Annotated in this window: 19 protein-coding genes and 1 tRNA gene; 9 read left to right on the top strand and 11 right to left on the bottom strand. The window is 36.5% G+C overall.

Features of this window, described 5'->3' with window-relative positions; genetic code table 11:
- Nucleotides 1-61: 61 nt before the first annotated feature.
- A complete protein-coding gene (locus LB467_RS12445; RefSeq protein ID WP_224474368.1) occupies nucleotides 62-970 on the top strand; it encodes a L,D-transpeptidase in 909 nt (302 codons plus the stop codon).
- A 39-nt stretch (nucleotides 971-1,009) separates the two neighbouring features.
- Nucleotides 1,010-1,771 (top strand): hypothetical protein, encoded by a 762-nt coding sequence (locus LB467_RS12440; RefSeq protein WP_224474367.1) that lies wholly within the window; start codon nucleotides 1,010-1,012, stop codon nucleotides 1,769-1,771.
- 1,002 nt (nucleotides 1,772-2,773) lie between these two features.
- Here LB467_RS12440 and LB467_RS12435 read toward each other — a convergent pair.
- The 5 genes from LB467_RS12435 to LB467_RS12415 form a co-directional block, all read right to left on the bottom strand.
- Complete coding sequence (locus LB467_RS12435; RefSeq protein ID WP_224474366.1) at nucleotides 2,774-4,051, bottom strand: hypothetical protein; 1,278 nt, start codon at nucleotides 4,049-4,051, stop codon at nucleotides 2,774-2,776.
- Between the two features lie 66 nt (nucleotides 4,052-4,117).
- The gene (locus tag LB467_RS12430; RefSeq protein WP_224474365.1) at nucleotides 4,118-4,510 is read right to left on the bottom strand and encodes a hypothetical protein; all 393 of its coding nucleotides are present in this window, start codon (nucleotides 4,508-4,510) and stop codon (nucleotides 4,118-4,120) included.
- 210 nt (nucleotides 4,511-4,720) lie between these two features.
- Nucleotides 4,721-5,731 (bottom strand): TlpA disulfide reductase family protein, encoded by a 1,011-nt coding sequence (locus tag LB467_RS12425; RefSeq protein WP_224474364.1) that lies wholly within the window; start codon nucleotides 5,729-5,731, stop codon nucleotides 4,721-4,723.
- Nucleotides 5,732-6,469: 738 nt separating this feature from the next.
- Nucleotides 6,470-7,006, bottom strand: coding sequence for a 2'-5' RNA ligase family protein (locus LB467_RS12420; RefSeq protein WP_224474363.1), 537 nt, complete (start codon nucleotides 7,004-7,006; stop codon nucleotides 6,470-6,472).
- 105 nt (nucleotides 7,007-7,111) lie between these two features.
- Nucleotides 7,112-7,510: a lipocalin-like domain-containing protein gene (locus LB467_RS12415; RefSeq protein WP_224474362.1), complete on the bottom strand. Its 399-nt coding sequence runs from the start codon at nucleotides 7,508-7,510 to the stop codon at nucleotides 7,112-7,114.
- A 231-nt stretch (nucleotides 7,511-7,741) separates the two neighbouring features.
- Between LB467_RS12415 and LB467_RS12410 the strand changes: the two genes are divergently transcribed.
- A complete protein-coding gene (locus LB467_RS12410) occupies nucleotides 7,742-9,592 on the top strand; it encodes a fasciclin domain-containing protein (RefSeq protein ID WP_224474361.1) in 1,851 nt (616 codons plus the stop codon).
- A 223-nt stretch (nucleotides 9,593-9,815) separates the two neighbouring features.
- Here the strand turns inward: LB467_RS12410 and LB467_RS12405 are convergent, their stop codons facing one another.
- On the bottom strand, nucleotides 9,816-10,820 hold the full coding sequence (locus LB467_RS12405; RefSeq protein WP_224474360.1) for a M28 family metallopeptidase: 1,005 nt from the start codon (nucleotides 10,818-10,820) through the stop codon (nucleotides 9,816-9,818).
- 108 nt (nucleotides 10,821-10,928) lie between these two features.
- On the bottom strand, nucleotides 10,929-11,636 hold the full coding sequence (locus LB467_RS12400; RefSeq protein WP_224474359.1) for an SGNH/GDSL hydrolase family protein: 708 nt from the start codon (nucleotides 11,634-11,636) through the stop codon (nucleotides 10,929-10,931).
- Between the two features lie 183 nt (nucleotides 11,637-11,819).
- Here LB467_RS12400 and LB467_RS12395 point away from each other — a divergent pair.
- Both LB467_RS12395 and LB467_RS12390 read left to right on the top strand, forming a co-directional pair.
- A tRNA-Ser gene (locus LB467_RS12395) sits at nucleotides 11,820-11,907 on the top strand.
- Nucleotides 11,908-12,146: 239 nt separating this feature from the next.
- Nucleotides 12,147-13,388 carry a site-specific integrase gene (locus tag LB467_RS12390; protein WP_224474358.1) on the top strand — a complete coding sequence of 414 codons (1,242 nt, stop codon included), beginning with the start codon at nucleotides 12,147-12,149 and terminating at the stop codon, nucleotides 13,386-13,388.
- A 242-nt stretch (nucleotides 13,389-13,630) separates the two neighbouring features.
- Here the strand turns inward: LB467_RS12390 and LB467_RS12385 are convergent, their stop codons facing one another.
- From LB467_RS12385 to LB467_RS12370, 4 genes are all read right to left on the bottom strand, one after another.
- Nucleotides 13,631-14,380 (bottom strand): hypothetical protein, encoded by a 750-nt coding sequence (locus tag LB467_RS12385; protein ID WP_224474357.1) that lies wholly within the window; start codon nucleotides 14,378-14,380, stop codon nucleotides 13,631-13,633.
- Nucleotides 14,381-14,385: 5 nt separating this feature from the next.
- On the bottom strand, nucleotides 14,386-14,676 hold the full coding sequence (locus LB467_RS12380; protein ID WP_224474356.1) for a helix-turn-helix domain-containing protein: 291 nt from the start codon (nucleotides 14,674-14,676) through the stop codon (nucleotides 14,386-14,388).
- A gap of 697 nt (nucleotides 14,677-15,373) precedes the next feature.
- On the bottom strand, nucleotides 15,374-15,730 hold the full coding sequence (locus LB467_RS12375; RefSeq protein ID WP_224474355.1) for a BfmA/BtgA family mobilization protein: 357 nt from the start codon (nucleotides 15,728-15,730) through the stop codon (nucleotides 15,374-15,376).
- 1,145 nt (nucleotides 15,731-16,875) lie between these two features.
- A complete protein-coding gene (locus LB467_RS12370; RefSeq protein ID WP_224474354.1) occupies nucleotides 16,876-17,268 on the bottom strand; it encodes a hypothetical protein in 393 nt (130 codons plus the stop codon).
- Nucleotides 17,269-17,363: 95 nt separating this feature from the next.
- Here LB467_RS12370 and xerA point away from each other — a divergent pair, with 95 nt between their 5' ends.
- From xerA to LB467_RS12350, 4 genes are all read left to right on the top strand, one after another.
- Entirely contained in the window at nucleotides 17,364-18,488 is a 1,125-nt protein-coding gene (gene xerA / locus LB467_RS12365; RefSeq protein ID WP_224474353.1) for a site-specific tyrosine recombinase/integron integrase, read from the top strand.
- A 1,074-nt stretch (nucleotides 18,489-19,562) separates the two neighbouring features.
- Nucleotides 19,563-20,168 carry a hypothetical protein gene (locus tag LB467_RS12360; RefSeq protein ID WP_224474352.1) on the top strand — a complete coding sequence of 202 codons (606 nt, stop codon included), beginning with the start codon at nucleotides 19,563-19,565 and terminating at the stop codon, nucleotides 20,166-20,168.
- 237 nt (nucleotides 20,169-20,405) lie between these two features.
- Complete coding sequence (locus tag LB467_RS12355; RefSeq protein ID WP_224474351.1) at nucleotides 20,406-21,020, top strand: hypothetical protein; 615 nt, start codon at nucleotides 20,406-20,408, stop codon at nucleotides 21,018-21,020.
- 153 nt (nucleotides 21,021-21,173) lie between these two features.
- Nucleotides 21,174-21,638, top strand: coding sequence for a hypothetical protein (locus LB467_RS12350; RefSeq protein ID WP_224474350.1), 465 nt, complete (start codon nucleotides 21,174-21,176; stop codon nucleotides 21,636-21,638).
- The last annotated feature ends 252 nt before the right edge of the window (nucleotides 21,639-21,890 follow it).

Below are 21,890 nucleotides of genomic sequence, written 5' to 3'. Positions count from 1 at the left end.
CTAATTTCGTGGAGTATTCGGGGAGGTGTTTTTCCCTGAACACAACCTAAACCCAAACATTTTGAAACCAAAATATATTAAATTCCTTCTGGTGTTTTCAGGGGTGTTATTATTGATTTTTTCTTCCTGTAATAATGATAAACAAGAAAAAATAGAGGAAATTCCACCTACTCAATTAGATACTATTTCCCTGGAACCTCCGGTTTTTAAAACCACCTACAGGCTGGATTCGATTTCGAGCCCGGAGCATCTGGACAGCCTTAAAAATAGTTTTTCAGAAGAAGAGCGAAAACTGGTTTATGCTCTAAACCGAATTGATGAACACCGAATTAAAACCGGCACAAAACTAATAATTCCCGATTCTTTAGTGAAAGACATCAAATTGTATTCACCATTTCCAAAGAATTTAAATCTTTTGGATTCCATAGATAAAACCGTGGTAATCTCGCAAAGGGTTCAGGCTTTCGCACTATATGAAAATGGTAATTTGTTACATTGGGGTCCGGTTAGTACCGGGAAGCAAACCACCGGCACACCTTCTGGGTTATATTACGGGAATTACAAAGCGAAACGAAAAATAAGTACCATAGACGAGTCCTGGATTATGCCCTATTACTTTAATTTTATGAATTTTGAAGGAATCGGTACCCACGAATATACCCTCCCGGGTTATCCCGCCAGCCATGGCTGCGTGAGAATGTACAGGGAAGATGCAAAATTTATTTACGATTGGGCTAGTATGTGGGAACTGGAAAGCGATGTGATTGTGCAAAACGGTACTCCTTTTATGGTAATTGGCCAATATGATTTTAAAGATATTCAACCCTGGTTTAAACTTGCCGGAAACAACAAATTCAACGAGCTAAATTCTGCTGAAATGGATACGCTAAGAGTTTATGCCCAGCGTCATGAAAAAGATCCGTTAAACTTTAATTTCAAAGATCTAAGCGAAAACGAAATTATGCTTTAGATTCTTGGGCATTTTGTATTTTAGTGAAAATTTAATTTTATGAAATTTAGACTCCAGGTTTTTAGCTTATTAAGTGTTTTTTTATTTTGTTTTGGAAGTCTTTCCGCCCAGGAAACCACGATAATGGTGCGGGCTCTGGCTAAAGATGCTAAATTTATAGGAAGTTCTATTGGCGGTGCTAAAATAATTATTAGAAATGCTGAAACTGGGGAGATCCTGGACCAGGGCTTGACTTCCGGAAGCACGGGAGATACAAAATTAATCCTGCATACTCCGCAAAAACGCTACGACAGCCTTACCGATGAGAAAACAGCCGGATTTGAAGCTAAATTAGATATAGATGATCCAATATTTATAGACGTGGAAGCCCACGCGCCTTTTAATAAGAAACAGGCTAAAGTGATTTCAAGCACGCAGCTTTGGGTTATTCCCGGAAAAGATATTACCGGCGATGGAGTAGTGTTGGAAGTTCCCGGTTTTGTAGTAGATATTCTTTCTCCGCAAACCCATGAACGTATAAAATCTTCAGAAGAGATTAGCCTTAAAGCTAACGTAGTTATGATGTGCGGTTGCCCTGTAACCGAAGGTGGCACCTGGGACGCGAATCAATATGAAGTAAGAGCAATTATTAGTTCTGAAGAAATGGAAAGCAGGGAAATAACTTTAAGTCCAACCGAAAAGCCCAGCACCTTTGCCGCAAACACCAATTTGGAAAAAGGATATTACACGATCACGATCTACGCATTCGATCCCCTTACCGGCAACACCGGGGTAGATAAAACCAATATTATTATTAATTAACTTCTCAGTTCTCGGTTGTGAGTTCTCTGTTCTCAGTTGCCGTTTAAATTGTTTATTGTTTGGTATATGTCATCGCGAGCGAGGAAGGAGCGCGGCGATCTTATGATTGAAGTGAGAACATTTAAAGGAGTGAATTATTCCGGAACAGATTTCCGCATCGACTATTGTCTACCATTGACAGAGATAAAATTAGAGTTATAGCAGTAGGTATATAATACTTAGTAGGAAATTTAAGCGGCCTATCGGAAATTGATCGTAAAATTTGAAGTGAGATGTCGTTTAAATTTTCTGCTGCCTGCCCGTTCGGTCAGGCGGGTTTGAGCGACACGTCTTTTTCTCGTTACTCATATTTTCCCCGCGAGTTCAGAAAATTTAGACATCGAACGAAAAATTTAGATCCATTTTCGTAAGCCTAGATTTTTTGGTTCTTTTTTATCAATGGAAAAAGAACAGAACACGAATCTATTTCAGCTTCATTAATAAATCAGTAATATCATATTTAACTGTCATTCCTTCCGCTAGATAAAACTTTTTAATCTCAGACTTACCATTGACGTATTTTTAAAACGCTGATATTTAGGTTTGTTTTTGATATTTTTATAATTCAAAAAGAAACTTACCTGGTTTAAAAGTTTCCTTTTTCATTTTTTGCGTGTATTCCTCTCACTGCGTTCGTCGGATACAAGTAAGCGAAACAAAACCCGCCTGAACGGACGGGTAGGAAGGGCGCCCTATGTGGAGGTGTTTTTTTGGCAACAAGACCAAAAAACCGCAAATCAGCAGCTAAATTTTTTCCAGGGCTCTTCGACTCGACTCAGGACAAGCTTTCAAAAATTATTAACGCAGCTGATTTTCTACACTCACACACGGAGTTTAAAACTCGCTTTGCTCGAAACGTCATTTTCCTACGCTAGATAAAATTTTTTATCACGGGTCTCGCAATGAACGTGAAACCAGAACCACAAACCTTAAACAGCAAACTCAAAACTACCAATTGAGAACTTAAATCCTACATTCAAAACATTTTACCAATCCGGGGCTAATCTCAATGTCTTCAGAGCCTTTAAGCGGTTCGTTTAGTAATTCTCTTTCAGTGATTAAGCGGTGGAATTCTTTTGAATATTCTACTAAATTTTCCCTTCGGGATTTTAACTTTTCTGCTATCTCTTTTCCGTCTAACTCATAGATCTCTTTTGGCCAGACTTTAAAAGCATCGGCAATAGCTTCATCGGTCATTAATTCCTGTAGTTTTTCTGCTTCGGTAATAAAGATTTCAACTGGAGTATTGGTAAGGAAATAAACATCGTTAGGATAAACCAGTCCCGGCATATAATCAATCTCGTGTTCAAAAGGTCTTACTTTCGGCTCTATATTTTTGTTAGAAATTATACCGGGAATTATGCCGCCTAACTTAAAAAAGGCGTTATCCCTGTCTCCGGCAACGGGAATGGCTTTAAACACATCGTCTTTCTCCTGGATCACCCAGCCCCATTGTTTGGCGTGCCTGTCCCAGTCGCCAATGAACATATCGAACAATCTCGCCCTCACCAGTGCATTTTCATCTATCGAAACTTTTTCAGTATGTTTCTCTTTTAATTCCTGCAGATGTTTGGTATCGAGTATTGCATCTACATTTTCATAGCCCGTCCAGTTCTTTTTACCTTCAGTTTCATATTCCAGCAGGAACAGGCGATTGCCATATTTTTCGTTGTATTTCTTACCCAAAAAATCCTGTTCTGGTACAAAAACCACTTTTGGGTGCGTGTGTAAAACGCCTGCTTTTTCTGAAAGTGAAGCCGAAAGTAATGCGGCATAAGGATGTGAGGCTGAAATGGCGTCAATTATAATATTTTCCAGACCCAGACTGCGGGCAAATTCAGGCACATGGGTAGAAGGATCTTTATTTACGCTGCGAAGGGAGTACAAATAACCATCTTTATCTTTTAAGCGAAGCGAATGGGTTTGAGTACCGCCGCCTTCTTTTACGATCTCCATCCCACCATAAAGGGTATCGAGGAAAAGCACCGGAACTTTTACCGGCATGGCCCAGGCCTCCCGATAATTTTCTCCCTGCATAATATCTTTTAACCGATTGGTTTCGTACAAACTACTGGCTGCCACCAGAACCGAATCTTGCTGACGGAAATCTATGTTTTTTAGGTCTTGAAAATTTTTAATGGTGGCGGTCTCAAATTCCTTATCGGTACTCGAAACTGAAAAATAAATAAGGCCGATAAAACCTATTAGAAGTATAAAAACCAGCCAAAGCAGCTTTTTCATCTATTGAAAATTAATATGCTTATTAAAAATACAGATTTATCAATAAATGAAGAAATGAAAAATCGCCTATACTTGATGAGGTTTCAGTTCAATTTCATTTAAAAGGTCGGTAAGCCGGTTTAGAGAATCGGGAGCGATCATATCTTTGTAAATCTTTAAACTGTGATCATTGGATTCCAGCACAAAAGTGCTTTTGTTTTTCTTTATCGCGGTAAGTTGAGTAAGATCTATGCTTTTTGAAAAAAGCGAATTTTTGGTAAGGATGTTATTATCTATTTTTAGGTATTGATATTTATTTTCGTAATACCAGATGCCAATTTCTAAAAGCCCCAGGATAAGCCATGGATATATAAAAATAGATTCTGAACCGATAATTAGTGCTACGAGCCCAATTATTACCGATGAAACACCAAAAAGCAATTGTAATTTTAATCTTTTCTTGCGGTAATTAATGATCACAGCTTAATTTTTAATCCCTCATTGAGGGTTTAATTCCTCGAGGCCTGTCCGAATCATTCAGGCGGGCTTGCCCCGAGGTTCTTGTTTTATGGTGCTTGAATTATATTCCGGCTAAAGGCTGTAATTTGCCCTGCCGTAATATTAAAGATAAAATTCAAATCTAAATTTTAATGTTAAGTCTTAAGGGAAAAATGAATTTAAACAAAAAAATCATTGTTTCAATAATTGTTCAATGTTTTCTTCTAATTTTTCTCCTCTTAGATTTATGCCAGCAACCTTACCTTCGGTATCTATTAGATAATTAGAAGGAGTTATTCTAACTCCGTAGTTAGTGAAAACCGCACCTTCCCAGCCTTCTAAACTACTCAGATGCGGCCATTTTAAGTTATCCTTTTTAATACTTTTAACCCATTCTTCCTTATCGATATCCCGGGATACAGCTACAATTTCAAGACCATCAGATTTATATTTTCGGTATAGTTTTTTTAAGTCCCGGTTCTGCATTTTGCTGGGTTCACAGGTAGAAGCCCAGAACTGTAAAAGCGTTACTTTTCCGGTTAATTCTGAGAATTTTAACTGCTCACCATTTGGTGCCGGTAATTCAAAGTCAACGTACTTTTCACCAATTTGCGGAATACTGTCGTTATTTAGAAAGGAGAGTATTCGCTTACCCAATGAGCTTTCCTGAATTTCCTCAGGGAACAATTTGAAATAACGGGCGGTAGCCTTCTGTCCCCATGTTCCTGATACCTCATAGAGCATTCGAATGCTAATAAGGGCATTGGGATTATTTTTTATGAAGTTTTCCTGGCGTTTTTTGAGTTCAACTTCACTAATTTTATCAAAGTCTTGGTAGACAACTTTTTCTTTTTCAACTAAATTTTGGGAAACAGAGCCGGTAACTTCAGCTTCCTCAAAATCACTGTTACTGGCATCAAAATACATAGGATTATTCTGCAGCCATAAGTCTTTAAATTTAGAACGATCTTTGGTATGCAGCATAACCCAAAGTCTGGGTTCAGGAAGTTTGGTGTTAAACTTAAATTTGTTATTTTTTACTTCTGCGGAATCCAGGGTGCCATCGTTAACCATATCGCGGAAATACAGCCAGGTACCATCTTTAATATCACTGGTTTTTCCGCTTAAAGAGAAAGTTGATTCCTGTGCCAGAAGGGGAGTTAAAGAAAATAGAAAGCTGAAAAGGATTAAAATTAATCGCATAAAACTGCCGATTTAAAAGTTGCAGTTCAAGATAACGATTATAAAACAAAAAGGTTTTAAAGGCTTTGAAGTATTCTTAGAACTATTATCTATTTTTAAAATCTTGTTTATCCTAAGGAGTTTTTCTATTCCCTTGTTAAAAAAAAGAAACTCTTCAAAATTTTTTTATTGAAGTAAAAAAGTCTAAAATTATCTTGATATATGGATAGGAATACGGGGGTTAAGCTCCCACCAATGCTTTTAAGGCGAAATCCAGTAAAATGACCAACATAAAGGCGGTAAAAATAATTCCTACTAATTTTAAAATATCTATATGATCTTTCATGTTTAAATTTTTTTTTTGAATCTCAGAAAGCCGCTTTTGAGAATATTATTCTGGTGAAAATCTGTTTGATTTTCAAAGCGCCTGGCTTTTGAGAAATCGGGTATTTAGAATCCTATTTTTATAAAACTGAGGATAAATATAAGGAATTTTATTATTTTTATCCAAATTTAAGCTGTTAAGAAGAAAAATTATAGGTTATTTGGTTAAAATATTGATCAGAATATAATGCTGTAAATTACTATCCATTTTTAATCCCTCATTGAGGGTTTAACTCCCCCGAGGCCTGCCCGAATCATTCAGGCGGGCTTGCCCCGAGGTTCTTGATTTTAAAAATCACATAATTATATTCCTCTTTAAGAAAAAGGTTTAGACATTAAAGAAATCTCCCGGAAATATTGATTTTAAAACAAAAATCAATTAAAACAAAAATCACAGTGAGGCTGCCAATGTTTACCGTCGTGCTTTAAAAGTGTGAAATTATTTGTAGTGAAAGAAGCTGTGAATTCTCGAGCTTTGAAATCGGACCAGGCTAGAGGGAATTGTTTATAATGTAGGTCTCGCGTGGCGAGGGTGATATGCGGATAGATTTTGGAGAATTTTTCGTGCTTTTTTAAGCTGAGATTTTTGTTCAGGTTTTCTTGTAAATCGGCGTGCAGCTTAATGATCTCTTCGTGCTGCTCAATATTAATGAAAATCACTTTTTGAGAAAATCTGCCAAAATCTTTTAAATCTATTTCAAAGCTTTTTTGTTCCCTGGCAACATGTTTCAGGGTATCAATAAGTTTTTCTTCTTTGCTTTCAGGAATTTTAAACGGGATTTGAAGTGTAATATGTGCCGGAAGTTTCAGCGCGTGTTTGGTTTCATATTTCACAGCGATTTCTAGTTTCAGCGATTTTACCCGTTCACAAATTTTTTCCGAAGGAATTATAGCGAGAAAGTATAGTGGCATTTCTAAATGAAGTTAAAAACAGATTCAATTTAATTCCTGAAAAAACCCGCCAGGAATAAGGCGGGTTAAGAATAATTATTTTAATAGCTTTATAAAAAGCCTTATTTATTTTTCAAAGACAATACTGGTGTCAGGAGAAGCTATTGGCGTAAAAATAAAAGTATCTCCCTGGAAATCTGCAGTCCCATTTAACTGGCCAATTCCTTCAAACGGAATTGTAAAAGTATAAATGCTATTATCTTTACTCCAGGTGCTTTCAGAGCTATCTTCCATCTCACAATTTCCTTCAACTTCAGAGTAGAACTCAGAATATGTTGAAAAATCTGAATTAAAAGTAATATTTGAATTTTGATTGCATTCACTTAAAACAAGTCCTGGAATGGGCGGGTTGGTGATCTCTACAGCATACCAGATACCCAAAATTGGATCATCTCCATTTTCATCATCATCACTACAGGAGGTAAATAGGGCAATACTAAAAAGCATTAGAAAAAGTTTTTTCATAACATAAGTTTTTGAGTTTATGTAAATATATTCAAATTTTAATAAGTCTATGATTAAAGCGTAATTGACCCTTATTTATTGTATAATAGGAACATCCTGGTAACTTTACTTGTTTAAGTTATTTTAAAAATAATTAAACATTTAACTATTGTTTCAATATAATTAACAAACAATAAACAAAATATAAATTGGTTGTGGGTTAGTTTTACTTCATAACAAAAACTTAGAATTATGAAAACTTTTAAATTTACTAAACTTGCTTTATTGGCGTTTATGGCTTTCGGGCTATTTTCCTGCAGTAATGACGATTATGGCGGAGACGTGATCATGCCAACAAATACTATTGCCGACTTTGTCGCAGGAAATGATGATTATTCATCCTTGCAGGCTGCTTTAAAAGTAACCGGTCTGGATGCTACCTTAGACGGTTCTGCCAATTTCACGGTCTTTGCACCAAACAATGCTGCTTTTAATAGCTTCTTATCTGCAAACGGATTCAGTAGTCTGGATGAGGTACCGGAAGATGTTTTAACTGAAATTCTTCTAAACCACATACAGGAAGGTGAAATCGTGTCTAGCGCTCTATCTACCGGTTATATTCAAAGTATGGCTACGGGAATGGCTTCAGCCGAGCCTTTAAGTATGTATATTAATACTTCAGACGGAGTTATGATTAACGGAGTTTCTTCTGTTACTACTGCCGATGTTGAAGTTGATAACGGTGTGATTCATGCTGTAGATGCGGTAATTGGATTACCGGATGTAACTACCTTCGCTACCGCCGATCCTAATTTTGATATTTTAGTGCAGGCACTTACTGCAGATGAATCTTTCTCTTTTGTAGAAACTTTAATGATGACCGATGCTCCTGCACCATTTACTGTTTTTGCACCAACAAACACGGCTTTTGCAAATGTATTGGAAGAACTAGAATTAGCCGGATTAGGTGATATTTCTGCCGATCTTTTACCCAGTATTTTAAGCTATCATGTAGTAGCCGGAGCCAATGTTCGTTCAGGTGACCTGACAGATGAAATGATGGTGGAAACACTTGAAACCGGAGGGTTTACCATTAACCTTGGAAATAATGTAACAATTACCGATGAAAACGGGAGAACCGCTACAATTGTTGCTACCGATGTTCAGGCGAACAATGGTGTAATTCACGTATTGGATACTGTTATTCTTCCAGAAAATGATGCTATTGAAATTGAAACCAATACCATAGCAGATTTTGTAGCTGGAAATGAAGATTATTCTTCTTTACTGGTAGCTTTAGAAGCTACAGGTTTAACTTCCACATTTACCGGAACCGATAATTATACCGTATTTGCCCCTAATAACGCTGCTTTTGCTGCTTTTTTAAACGATGCCGGATTTGGTAGTCTTGAGGAAGTACCTGTAGATTTATTAACCCAGGTTTTACTGAACCACGTTCAAGCAGGCGAAATTATGTCTGGTGACTTAAGTACTGGTTATATTCCAAGTATGGCTGTTTGGGGAGCTTCAGAAGAACTTTTAAGTATGTATATTAATACTTCAGATGGAGTTACGATTAACGGAGTGTCTACGGTTACTGCTGCAGATATTGAAGCAGATAATGGAGTAATTCACGCGGTAGATGCCGTAATAGGCCTACCAGATGTAACTACTTTTGCAACTGCCGATCCTAATTTTGATATTCTTGTACAAGCCCTTACAAGAGAAGAATCATTTACTTTTGTGGAAACCTTAATGATGACAGATGATCCTGCACCATTTACTGTTTTTGCGCCTACTAACGATGCGTTTGTTGCTTTACTTGAAGAACTCGAGTTAGGAGCACTTGCAGATATCCCTACTGAAACTTTAGAAGCTACCCTGGCTTATCACGTCGTTGCAGGAGCTAATGTAAGATCTGGAGATCTAACTGATGATATGATGATTCAAACTTTACAGGGAGGTGACTTAACCATAAGCCTTGGTGATGATGTAGTTATTACTGATGCCAGAGACAGAACTTCTACAGTTATCACAGTAGATGTTCAGGCTACCAATGGTGTAATTCACGCAATTGATACAGTATTGCTTCCAGCTGAATAATTTAATAAATAATTGAAACAGCAAAAGCCCCGGAAAGTATCCGGGGCTTTTTGTTTTAGTCCTTGAAAGTTTAGCTATTTTTAAATTTTACAGCTTCATCCTGAATTTATTTCAGAGCTTGCTCCGAAATTTGGTCGGAGACCTAAGATATTGATAATAAAAACATGTTAGAATCCCGAAGTAAATTCGGGATAAAGTCTGAAACAGCTTGACGAAAGAAAATTTATTCTTCAGCTTTATCTACTACCAGTCTTTCATCGCGGTTAGCGATTTCCCAGGCGGTAAGGAAAACCAATTGAGCTCTTTTCATTAGGGCTTCATACTCAATTTTTTCAGCAGTATCAGTCGGTTTGTGATAATCCGGGTGAACTCCATTAAAGTAAAAAATCACCGGGATATTATTTTTTGCGAAGTTGTAGTGGTCACTTCGGTAATAAAAACGATTTGGGTCATTTTCATCATTATAAGTATAATCCAGCTCCATATTCATAAACTTTGAATTTACGTTTTCACTAAGTTCGTGAAGATCTGTGCTTAATTTATCACTTCCAATCAGGTAAACATAGTTGTCGTTCCCTTCGTGGTCTTTATCTATACGGCCAATCATATCCATATTAAGGTTGGCAACGGTATTCTCTAAAGGAAATACAGGGTTTTCAACATAATATTTAGAACCTAAAAGACCTTTTTCCTCACCGGTTAAATGAATAAAAAGAATTGATCTCTTTGGAGTGTAACCGTCTTTTTTAGCTTTCATAAAGGCTTCAGCGATTTCCAGGATCGCCATTGGTCCAGAGCCACCATCATCGGCACCGTTATAAATATTTCCTTCATCATCAACACCCACGTGGTCATAATGAGAAGTAATTACCAATATTTCTTCAGGTTTTTCACTTCCTTCTATGAAACCAAGTACATTTTCTGAAGCATTAAGTTTTCCGTCAAAGTATTCAGTAGGAATTATCTGGTAGTAACCGTCTGTCCCTTCTGGAGCTTTTATACCTAGTTTTTTATATTCATTAACGATAAATTCAGCGGCTTTTTTCTGTCCTGGCTCTCCGGTATTTCGGCCTTCGTACTCGTCACTGGAAAAAGTGGTAAGATTATCTCTTAACTCAGATGAAGTTATGGTTTCAGCATACTCCATAGGACTGGCATTTTCAACATTTTTTTGTGTGCCACAAGCCACCATTACGGCGGTAAGTGCCACGAAAAGCATTTTTTTCATAGTTTATTTATTTAATACTTCGTCAAATATCTTCGAAGTTTTTATTAAAGTCGCAGCAAGATAGCAGTTTCGGATTAAATTTCAGAGAAGTCTGCAAGGATTTCTTTACTATTCAAGCAATGTATTATCTATGGCTCTTTTTGTAGGTGAAGCCATAACTTCATATCCGGCCAAATTGGGATGAACTCCGTCTTCCGAAAATCGTTTTGGTAGGCCTTCTTTTTCATCTTTTAGTGGAGTAAAAAGATCGAGGTATGTATGAGCGTTTTTTGCTGCATAATTTTCAATCCAGTTATTGATTTTAGCTATTTTTTCAACCGGTTCTAATCCAGGGCGCCATGGATAATCGTAGACGGGTAGAATACTGGCGAGGATGACCTTAATATTATTTGCTTTGGCCAATTGAGCCATCGCCTGAATATTATTTGTAATCATTTCTACGGAAGAAAATCCGGTATTCCCCGCTATATCATTAGTACCTGCTAGTATCACCACTGCTTTTGGTTGAAGATTTATAACATCGGGCATAAAGCGTATTAGCATCTGCGGGGTAGTTTGGCCACTAATTCCTCGGCCTTCATAATTATTATTTTTGAAAAATTCTGGTTGTGCCTTTACCCAGCCTTCGGTAATTGAATTCCCCATAAAGACAACATCGGGATAGTTTTTGGTATCGATTATTTTTTCATTTTCGGCTTTATATTTTTTAAGTTCGGCCCAATCCTGTTCCATAAGTTCACGGTATTCTTTTTCCTGTGCGTTTAGATTTGTAAAAATCACTGAGATTAATAATAGTAATAAAGAAGTTTTTTGCATTGATATAGTGTTTTTCAGTAATCCGAAAGATATTTTAAATTTTTCTGATAAAAAAGTTATGCTGAAGAGTCTGAAAATTAATCGAGTGCAAAAAGCTTTGAAAAACTTATAGAAAAGATTGGGTGTATTTGAAAAAGCTTGTTATATTTGCATCCGCTAAGCAGAAAAGCTTAGTATTTTATTGGAGGAATGGCAGAGTGGTCGAATGCGGCAGTCTTGAAAACTGTTGACTGTAACAGGTCCGGGGGTTCGAATCCCTCTTCCTCCGCCAATTACATTACAAAATAGCTCAAAAAGCCCCAAAATCTATGGTTTTGGGGCTTTTTTTGTCTTCACTATATCAAAAAATAACAAAACAAATCAATCTATTCGGTTACACATTCGGTTACACCTGGTAATCGTAAATTAGGTGTAACCAAAGTAATATAAATCCTACAAAATAAAACTTAATGACCTAAATATAAAGGGATTATGTTGTATCTTGAACTGTCTAATAAAATCTATATGGTTATGAATACAACATTTTCCCACCTCTTTTACTTGAGAAAAAGTAAAACTAAAACGGATTCTGGAATATTATATTTCAGAATAACAGTAAATGGTAAACGAGCTGTTACTACAACAGGACGGGAAGTCCCACTCACACTATGGAACCCGGCTTCCGGTAAAGCAATTGGAAATTCGGCTCAGGCTAAAGCCATTAATAGATTTCTCAGTAAAGTTGAGAATGATATTTATAATGCGCATCAGCGACTTGTGGACAAAGGAGAAATTTTTTCCTCTAAGGATGTAATAGATATTTACCTTGGAAAAAATAAGAAAAAAGAGGATCAGGAAAGGATGCTTTTAGAGATCTTTCAGGAACACAATGATCGTGTGAATAGACTGGTAGGGAAAGATTTTGCCGCCGGAACAGCCGAAAGGTATAGAACGGCTAAAAAGCACGTTGAAGAATATATAAAGCAGGAGTACAAAGCTTCTGATATTCCCGTAAAAGATGTAAATCACAAATTTATTACCGGGTTTGAATATTATTTAAAAACAGAAAGAAATTGTGCGCATAATTCAGCGATTAAATACATAACAAATTTTAAAAAAATAATCCGAATTGCTTTTACCAATGAGTGGATTAGCAGGGATCCATTTCAGAACTGGAAGGGTAAATTAAAAGTGGTAGACCGGGAGTTTCTAACAGAAGGTGAACTTCAGGCTTTGATATCCAAAGAAATTAAGAACGAGCGGCTAGGTTTGGTTAAAGATATTTTTACGTTCAGTTGTTTCACAGGACTTAGTTATGCAGAGGTAAAAAAACTTTCAGAAAAAGAAGTGGTGATTGGTTTTGATGGGAACAGATGGATTAAAACAAAGAGAACAAAGACTAAAACCAGATGTAGCGTTCCAATTCTTCCTGTGGCCGAAGATATTTTGCAGAAATATTCATCACATCCTGAAGTCAGTGAGAAGAGATTACTTCCGGTTTTAAGTAATCAAAAAATGAATGCTTATATCAAAGAAATAGCGGATCTCTGCGGCATTAATAAAAATCTAACTTTCCACCTGGCCAGACATACCTTTGCCACTACTGTTACGCTCTCTAATGGAGTCCCTATAGAGAGTGTTAGTAAGATGTTGGGGCACAAAAATCTGCAGACTACCCAGCACTATGCAAAGATTTTAGATCGAAAGGTCAGTGATGATATGGCTGTTCTGAAGGACCGTTTAGGATCTAAAAATTTTTGGGGAAAGGCTTGAACACGATTTCAAACCGGTTCATTGCCTGAGCTAACCTGACAATCTATCTAAGGATAAAACGATTCGTCTTAACTAGTCCAAAAAATGGACAAGTGGTAAACAAGTAGGCAATAAGCTGTGCACTTATGCTGAAATAGTTCCGGTACGGTGAACTGCGAAAAATAAACAAACGCGCTATCGCGCCTAAACAAGATCAAACTTTGGCCAAAAAGTTTTTTTTATTTTTCCTATAAACCTTTCCTTTATGTTTTCAGTTTTTTCCGCTTTTTAAAAAGAAAAAGAGGTAAAATAGTATCAATTAACTGGAATCGGTAATTTCCCTGGTAAAAGACAATATTGTTTCTCTTATCATTGTAGTCTAAACACAGCTCCATAGCTTTTTTACTGGGTATTGTGGCCCCATAATTCTTTTTGACCTCAAGCAATTTTTGCTTTTGGGCAGCATCTTTAAGCCTGGAAGCAGTGGATGGTGAAATTTGAAATATCCTACAGATCCCAAGGACAGATAACGGAGCAGGTGCTTCTTTATAATTAAAGTGAGGGGATAGAAAATGATAGGTACTGCCTTTTATCTGTACGCTTTTCTTTCTCCTTACTTTTCTCCAGAAATCTTTATGGAGGTATCCATAAATAATTGCTCCTGTAATTGCCTTAATGTTTCTATAGGAATCAAAATCCACCGGGAATGAAAATCTTGCCTCCCAATTGTTCTCTTTTCGTATCCTGTCAAAGGATTTGATGATGTAATAGCCTGTTCTGGAATTGTATCGCAGCCATCCCTTTTTTACCAGGAAGTCTACATACTTCAAGATAGTTTTCCGGGAACCGATCTCTTCCGTGAGTTCTAAAAATAAAAGTTCCCCATCGTCCAGTTTCGCCTTTCCGCACCTGTAGAGGAGCTTTAAGGATAAAAAGAACTGAAGCTTTCTAGCACAGCCTTTGTGCTGTGCTTCAATAAATAGCTGGATGGGAACTGAGATTTCCGAAGTCATCTTACTTAAGGTTTAGCATATTTCCTGTTTTTTCGGTGACGATTTATAAACGACTGGATATCCTTGAGGCTGTAGTAGATCTTTCCTTTCACCTGTGCATATTCAATCAGCCCTTCTTCCCGCCAGTTTTGAGCTGTTTTCGCACTTATTTTAAATAGCTGGATAAAATCAGCATTATCCAGAAGGATGAGACAGGGATCCTTGATCTGCCTGATCCTGAATTCCCTGGTGAGCTGTTCAATCTTAGCTTCCAGGGAATGCATACTGACCATAAATGGATGGGTGCTTTCTTTCATAATTGTATTAGTTTATTATCTATTGTTATTTTTAAAATCACCATTACTTAATTTTTCACCTTCTGGCAGCTTTTTTTCAGAAAATTGCTCCAGGGGCAAAAATCTCGTACAAGCTTAGCTTAACCAACAAGTGGTTTACCAGGCAAGAAACCCAAAAAGGTTTTTATTATTTATATGCTTATGTCTGCGAAGTCAAACAAAAATGGACATTTAAGCACTTTAAAAACTACTGTAATTCATCTCTTTAAAAATAAGTAATAAATTGATTATAAAGTAGTTGAGAGTGGTTTTTTTAGTAACATTAATTTTGATGCTATTTGTGTGAATTTGATAGTTCTAAAATTAAAAATTACACGCTAACATTTTAAATAGCATCAAAAAGCAACATTTTTAATTAAGGCTATTTCAGGCATTTACTTTTTTCATCTGGAGCATTTTCCTTTTTAACGTCAAAAAGGAGCAAAAAGTAGCGAAGAATGAAGATTTTTGATCCTTCATTTCATTTACTTCTTTCAGCGCCTTCGCATTCCTTTTTGATGCCACTGTATCTTCAAGCTTTGAAATTATAGAGGAGCTATAAATAGCCTGCCGGTTTATGCGCTCCGGTTAATTTCAAAGCTTGTTGCTTTCGCAGCAAAAGGGAAGGCATTGGGATAGAGAGGACCGGAATAAAAAAACTGAAGTTTTAACCGGATAATTATTTATAAAAATCAGGATGGGTGTCATCCTGCTCGTAATCTCTTTTTCTATTGGAGTAGTTATTTTTTGGATCTGCAGCTTCCATCAAAGCTTCCAAAATGGCTAAAGTGGGGTTTACTTTATTCTTCTCCATATTCTTCGTTATGGCGATCACTGCATTGATTCTTTTCTTTAAAATATTTTCAATCCGTCTTCCGGTGGGCCCGAAGTTTTCTTTTGGGGAAATCTCATTGTAGAAGAAAAAATCCAGCATCCCGGCTAATGCCTCCGAATGTGTTTTGTAATGTGTTCTGGAAAATTGCTGAAAGCGTTCAGCCGTTTTCTTTTCGATGGTGATGTTCTTAACCTCTTTCATAATTCACAATTTTTAAGGTTTACTGGTTTTTTCAACCATTTTATTGGGGTTTCGAGCCCAAAACCAGTAAATCCATAATTTTAAAATATTTCTGTTATTTTCAAATTACTGATAATCAAATAAATAAAATAGAAAAGGTATCTGTAACATCGCTTTGCGGGTTACCCTCTTGCTTTACCTTTTCGTCCCACAGGGACAAAAATTTCAACTATTAAATTGAATTTAATAGCGCTTTTGATGGATAAAAAATGAATCCTGTTTTTTAAGATTGAAAAAGAAAATCTTTGAAATTGACGATAGAGAATTGGAAGAATAATTGAGAATTCTATAAAATGAATTACGATCATGAAGTTTATAATCCGTTTTAAAACCTTCTAATTTTTCCCTATTACTCCTTTTTGAAGCTGATATACTTTCAAGATTTAGAATTAGGGAGGACTTATAAATAGGGAGCAGGGACCGGCTTTATGCAGTATTTTGCATTACAGAAAAAGGTTGTGGCAGTGAAGGCTGGGAATACTTCAAATAGGGAAATGGAAGAGTAGGGAAGGAGCAGGAAGCAGAATTAAATTAATTATGAAATCCTTTATAGGACTTAAGTGGAAAACCATAACCGGGAGTGAAGCGTTTCCGCTATTTGTGCGGAAAAAGTGGAATGGGAGGTGGCGGTTTTTCGCTTGTGTCCGGTTGTTGTAGAATGAAGCTCTAAAGCCTGGAGGTACAAAAGGCAAAAGTGCTGAATGGGGTAGTAGATTGCACAATTTTATCTAATTCTTATTTTTCTTCTTAATATATTGTTAATAACTATAAGCGAACATTTAAACCGGAGGCCTGATAATTTTTAAATTTGGAGTCCCTACACTATTACAATTAAAAGCATTTTTTACTGAAACCTAAATCGGACTCTTTTTAAGCGTCATGATTTCAATTTTTTTTGGAAATTTTCCAGGAAAAATAAAAATAAGCCCGGTAGAATTTTTATAGCAATTTTACGAGGGAGTATGAAAATAGACAACTCATTGCTGATTTAAAGAGCATCAATGTGATTGACGGCGGCGAAGCCATGTTTTTCTTTTTTTTCGAGTGAAAATTGGAGAATAGGTTTAAATAAATATTTTGAGAACACTCAGTCGTATTAGATCGGTTTATGGAATTTTGCTTTTTTCCATATAAGCCTGCCAGGTAACAAGAATATATTTTTTTCTTCCGTTTTCAATTCTACTTAGGAAACCGAATTCATAGATGAAGAGATATACATCGCCATTTTTATTTTTCCAAAAATGCGTAAAAAAGTTGGGATCGAAACCCTGTTCTATTAGTATTGCAGCCCTAACCGTTGCTTTTCCCGCTTTATTAAAGCTTTTTAGAATTCTTCTATTGGCTTTTAACTGGCGATCTACTTTTGCATAAAATCCGGAAGCTCCTTCTTTGGTTTTTTTGTAATGCCAGGCACTTTTACAATAGGGGTCACAGAATTTTTTATCTGGTCTACCTTCTAATTCTTTATTACAGGCCAGGCAATATTTTTTAATCTCCATAACTATAAAGCCGTTTTAGTCGTATAATATACGGATAATAAACGTTTTAGGGTTTTAGTCTGTTTACATTTATATATAATAAATGACCAGACCGTATGGACAGGAAATACATTACATTAAAGAATTTAATCATTGAAAAGGAGAAGTGTATTGGATTAAAATTCTTTACGGATAAAGTAGTGCAAGCGATGGTAAATGACTTACCCGATATAAAATGGAGTGAGAAATTTCGAATGAATTATATTTCAAACACACCAAAAAACCTGGAGCTTATTTTTAGGACCTTCCGTGGAGTGGCCTGGATAAATTGTAATCATTTCTATTCCAGGGCTAGTTTCGGCCGCCAGGAAAACCCCGTTGAGGTGCAGCAGTTGGAAAATAGGGAAAAATTAAGTGGCCGGCGATACTGCCCTAAAAGCTACCTAAGGAAGTTAGAATTAAAGCGATACGCCAATAGTACCATAAGAACCTACGTTTCTTGCTTTGAAACTTTTATCAACCATTATAATGATCGAGAAATACAGGACCTAAATGAAGAAGATATAAGAATGTACCTTCAGAAATTGATACGGGACGATTTCTCGCATTCTTATATAAACCAGGCTATCAATGCTATTAAATTCTATTATGAGGTAGTACTGGAAATGCCCAATAGGTTTTATGCCATAGAACGTCCAAGACCAATTGAGAAACTTCCCAAGGTACTGGCAAAAGAAGAAATAATGGCTATTATTGAGAATACCAATAATATTAAACACCGGTGTATAGTAGGCCTGCTTTATTCAGCCGGTTTAAGAAGAAAGGAGCTCTTAAACTTAAAGCTGGAAGATATTGATAGCAAAAGGATGGTCATTAAAGTAAGTGCTGGAAAAGGAAATAAGGATAGGTTTACTATTCTAAGTGAAAAACTCCTTAGGGATCTACGAAAATATTTCCTGGAATGGCGGCCAACGAAATTTTTATTTGAAGGACCCGGCAGGAAATCTTATAGTGGCGAAAGTGTTTCCTGTATAGTAAAAAATGCCGCAAAAAAAGCAAATATTAAAAAGAGAGTTACACCACATATGTTACGGCATTCATTTGCAACCCACTTGTTAGAGAGTGGAACCGATTTACGGTATATTCAGGTACTCCTGGGGCATAGAAGCACCAAGACTACCGAAATTTACACTCACGTGGCCACTAATATTTTTTTAAAGATCAAAAATCCGCTAGATTAGCTGGAGTAAAGACATAATAGATATAAATGTAATACTGCATTTATACGTACGTTGTGAAAAATGTGGGGTCGATCTTTTAAAGATGAGATTGATTTTTAAAAGGAAATCCCTCAAAAAAATCTAAAAGCGGACTTCCAAGCAGTTCGCAATCATTGCGCAAAAAGCTTTCCAATCAGAGCGGAGCAGGGCGGAAGCGGTACGCGGAATTCCCCCTACCGGGGTGGCGTTTCGCAAGCAACACTCAAAAAAATATAAGTAGCGGGAATAAACACTTTTCACAACAAAATATAAAAACAATGCTTAATTTGGTCTCAACTCGAAACTTTGTGCTTACTTGTTTTGCCTGATTTTCTAACGGGAAATCATTGCCTGTAAGCAGCACAGTTTTTATACGAGACGTTGTATGCAATTGCTTGTAGCGAATGGTCTTTTTTTGCGGATCCTGGGCTTACTTTGAGAGGTGTACAGCTAGGGGAAAGAAGGACATACCTTTTGGTAGCGTCCCCAAGTATGTGGCGATGAGATCGTGGAGAGTCTTTTCCGACTATCCAAACGTTATCACGTTACAAATACTTGCGGTTAAGGTAGTTGACCTGACTGAAAGAGTCTATAGGTCAAATCCCTTAATTTTCCCTTAGCTATACGAACCATTGGAAAGCCCTCCCCTTATTCCACAGATGTTTAGATGGGGATCTAAAACACAATGGAAACGGGGCACGGACCCCAAAAAATGACTTTTAATTTTGGCCGCTCCAATCAACAGTCCCTTTTTTACTTATCTTAAGGCAGATAACCAAAAAAGCATACAACACTATGTAAATGCCATGGCCCAAAATATTAGCCTGAAAAGGGGCCACAGCATTTACACATAACGTTGTAGCACATTCCCCACATGAAGAAACTCCATTAATTTCTTAGGCTAACGTCAAATTTCTGGATTTTTTTCATAAAAAAAGACCTTAAAAGTTGGTTAGAGCCGACCACCAAAAGGATTGGAACAAATAATAATTAATTTTGACGTTAGTCAGAATTCGAACTACGATATTTTAATCATGCTTAAATTCGATTTTTAATATGGAGGATTACTCATTCATTAATAGAATACTATTTGTAGGCTTTCTGCTTTTTCTTTGCGGTTGTGGAAAAAATGTGACTTATATTGAAGAAATCGACATATCGGACCAGGTAAATATTAGAGACCAAGACTGTAACAGAGAAAATCTTTATTTTGTTTTAGAAGAAATTTCTGTTTGGAATACCGTGCAAGATACTTTTCTGGTTCGAAGCCATACTGATTTGAGATTAAGTTTACAATTGAAGGCGATTAACAACGATAGTGAGCCTAAGAAGATTTTTTTAAATGACAAAGAGGAGGTAAAGTCGAATTTTTCCTGGATTATTAATGAGACTACAAGAACTGATACCATCCATTTTTTAAGTTCAATAGATAGAACTGAGTTTAGTGTCAAACCTAACGATACTTTAGAATTAAACTTGCAGCCTTATTTTAATTTCTATAATCTACTTGGGGATCACCAGGATTATTCCGAGCCAATGAAAAATTTACTCTCTCAATTCTCACCTTCCTACATTCGAGCAAATAAGGAAATTTGTATTGAACAAGGGGCGAAAACAAAAATCACTATTTCAAATCATAAATCTCACTGGGAATGGTGGTGAATTTTGAGGATGGAGCCAATATGTTAAAGACCATTAGTGATTTTAAAGGACGTACAAAAACGTGCTACAACAAAATATAAAAACAATGCTAAAACCTGTCTCAATTCAAAAGTCTGTGCTTGCTTGCTGCGCCTGATTTTCCTAACGGAAAATCAAGCCCGCCCGCGCACAGTTTTTATATGGGACGTTGTGCAACATTAAGGAAATATGACTACAAAAATTTTAATTTCAATTCTCATGGTAATAAGTTTTTTTTCGGGTAAAAATAATGAAGAAAAATTTTGGGAATGGTTTCAAAAAAATGAACAAAGTTATTATCGGGATGTGGATGACATAACAGAAAGGGAGAAACTATTTGACGAACTCTTAAAACAACTTCATAAAGTTCATCCAGAGCTGACATTCGAATTTAGTCCGTTAAACGAAAAAGGGATACGAGAACTGACCATTTCTGCTGATGGAATGCAGGAATTTTTTCCTAATGTTATCAAGTTGGTAGAATCTGCTCCTAAAATTACGAACTGGAAAATAAAAGCCTTTAGACAAAGAATTCCTGGGGACGAATTAAAAATAGAATTTGATGATTTTTCACTCAGCTACTCGGACATCTTTTTCAAATATGCTGATGAAGGTGAAAAGATAGGAGTTGAATTATATATTCGGAATTACGATGGCAGTCCAAGAGCTAAAAACGCGGTCTACCAATTATTCGACGGTTTATTAGGAGAATTTGATACAGAGACTAAAATTGGCTGGATAGATTGGAAAAAACTTGAAGACTTTGATAGCACAAATTTTTTCCAATTCCACGAAATGAGGGAAATAGTCGACAGTAAAAAAGGAGACAGATAAAAAACGTTGCACAACAACATATAAAAACAATGCTAAAACCAAACTTGAATCGAAACATAGTGCTCGCGTGCTCAGCGGATTGTCCTGCGGACAATCACGCTCCCCAGCTCGCACAGTTTTTATACGAGACGTTGGCAACAAGCTGAAAAACAAATGAAAAGACATCATATTATATTCGCAACAATTTTTTTGACCATTATTGGCTGTGTAAGCCTAAATAACGGATTGGAAAAAGAAAGAATAATTTTTAAACCTGAAGATACTGGAGTTAGAAAAACCTACACGATTCAAGTACCTGATCTTGAGGAAAACGAAAAGAAAGTATATCAGGAATTTGGAGGGCACGGACACGGATTTAAGATTGTTTATGCGGACTCTTCAATAATTTATTATACTAATGATGATGCTATCGCAACTCCAAATTTCAAGAACTATGAGACTATAGGTTGGCAAGGATTTGATCTTTTGAATAAGAATAAAGATACCGTTGTTTACGGGCAACAGGGCAATGGTCTTTTTTGGAAAGAAATAAAGGTAGGTGAAGAGTTTATTGGTTATTTAAATGTTTCTCCAGCTGATAAAGAACTTTTTAATAAATCGATAAAGACCCTGAAATAAAGCCAGTTGCCAACATTATATAAAAACAATGCTTAAATCGGTCTCAAATCGAACCTCCGTGCTCGCTTACTTAACGGATTGTCCTGCGGACAATCAAGCTCGCCAGCGGCACAGTTTTTATACGGGACGTTGTATGCAATTTCTTGTCGCGAGCGGTCATCTTTTGAGGATCCTGGGCTGATTTTGGGAGGTATAGCTAAAGGAAAGAGAAGGACATACTTTTTAGTAGCGTCCCCAAGTATTTAGCGATGA

The sequence above is a fragment of the Salegentibacter tibetensis genome, assembly GCF_020164485.1.
GTDB classification, from domain to species: Bacteria; Bacteroidota; Bacteroidia; order Flavobacteriales; family Flavobacteriaceae; genus Salegentibacter; species Salegentibacter tibetensis.
The sequence above is the reverse complement of the archived record's forward strand: the minus strand, read 5'-3'. Positions and strand labels throughout refer to the sequence as shown.

Excerpts from the sequence above, each read along its gene's own strand:
- LB467_RS12440 (WP_224474367.1), top strand. The coding sequence starts at position 1,010 with ATGAAATTTAGACTCCAGGTTTTTAGCTTATTAAGTGTTTTTTTATTT.
- LB467_RS12435 (WP_224474366.1), bottom strand. The coding sequence starts at position 4,051 with ATGAAAAAGCTGCTTTGGCTGGTTTTTATACTTCTAATAGGTTTTATC.
- LB467_RS12425 (WP_224474364.1), bottom strand. The coding sequence starts at position 5,731 with ATGCGATTAATTTTAATCCTTTTCAGCTTTCTATTTTCTTTAACTCCC.
- LB467_RS12420 (WP_224474363.1), bottom strand. The coding sequence starts at position 7,006 with ATGCCACTATACTTTCTCGCTATAATTCCTTCGGAAAAAATTTGTGAA.
- LB467_RS12415 (WP_224474362.1), bottom strand. The coding sequence starts at position 7,510 with ATGAAAAAACTTTTTCTAATGCTTTTTAGTATTGCCCTATTTACCTCC.
- LB467_RS12410 (WP_224474361.1), top strand. The coding sequence starts at position 7,742 with ATGAAAACTTTTAAATTTACTAAACTTGCTTTATTGGCGTTTATGGCT.
- LB467_RS12405 (WP_224474360.1), bottom strand. The coding sequence starts at position 10,820 with ATGAAAAAAATGCTTTTCGTGGCACTTACCGCCGTAATGGTGGCTTGT.
- LB467_RS12400 (WP_224474359.1), bottom strand. The coding sequence starts at position 11,636 with ATGCAAAAAACTTCTTTATTACTATTATTAATCTCAGTGATTTTTACA.
- LB467_RS12390 (WP_224474358.1), top strand. The coding sequence starts at position 12,147 with ATGAATACAACATTTTCCCACCTCTTTTACTTGAGAAAAAGTAAAACT.
- LB467_RS12385 (WP_224474357.1), bottom strand. The coding sequence starts at position 14,380 with ATGACTTCGGAAATCTCAGTTCCCATCCAGCTATTTATTGAAGCACAG.
- LB467_RS12380 (WP_224474356.1), bottom strand. The coding sequence starts at position 14,676 with ATGAAAGAAAGCACCCATCCATTTATGGTCAGTATGCATTCCCTGGAA.
- LB467_RS12375 (WP_224474355.1), bottom strand. The coding sequence starts at position 15,730 with ATGAAAGAGGTTAAGAACATCACCATCGAAAAGAAAACGGCTGAACGC.
- LB467_RS12370 (WP_224474354.1), bottom strand. The coding sequence starts at position 17,268 with ATGGAGATTAAAAAATATTGCCTGGCCTGTAATAAAGAATTAGAAGGT.
- xerA (WP_224474353.1), top strand. The coding sequence starts at position 17,364 with ATGGACAGGAAATACATTACATTAAAGAATTTAATCATTGAAAAGGAG.
- LB467_RS12360 (WP_224474352.1), top strand. The coding sequence starts at position 19,563 with ATGGAGGATTACTCATTCATTAATAGAATACTATTTGTAGGCTTTCTG.
- LB467_RS12355 (WP_224474351.1), top strand. The coding sequence starts at position 20,406 with ATGGTAATAAGTTTTTTTTCGGGTAAAAATAATGAAGAAAAATTTTGG.
- LB467_RS12350 (WP_224474350.1), top strand. The coding sequence starts at position 21,174 with ATGAAAAGACATCATATTATATTCGCAACAATTTTTTTGACCATTATT.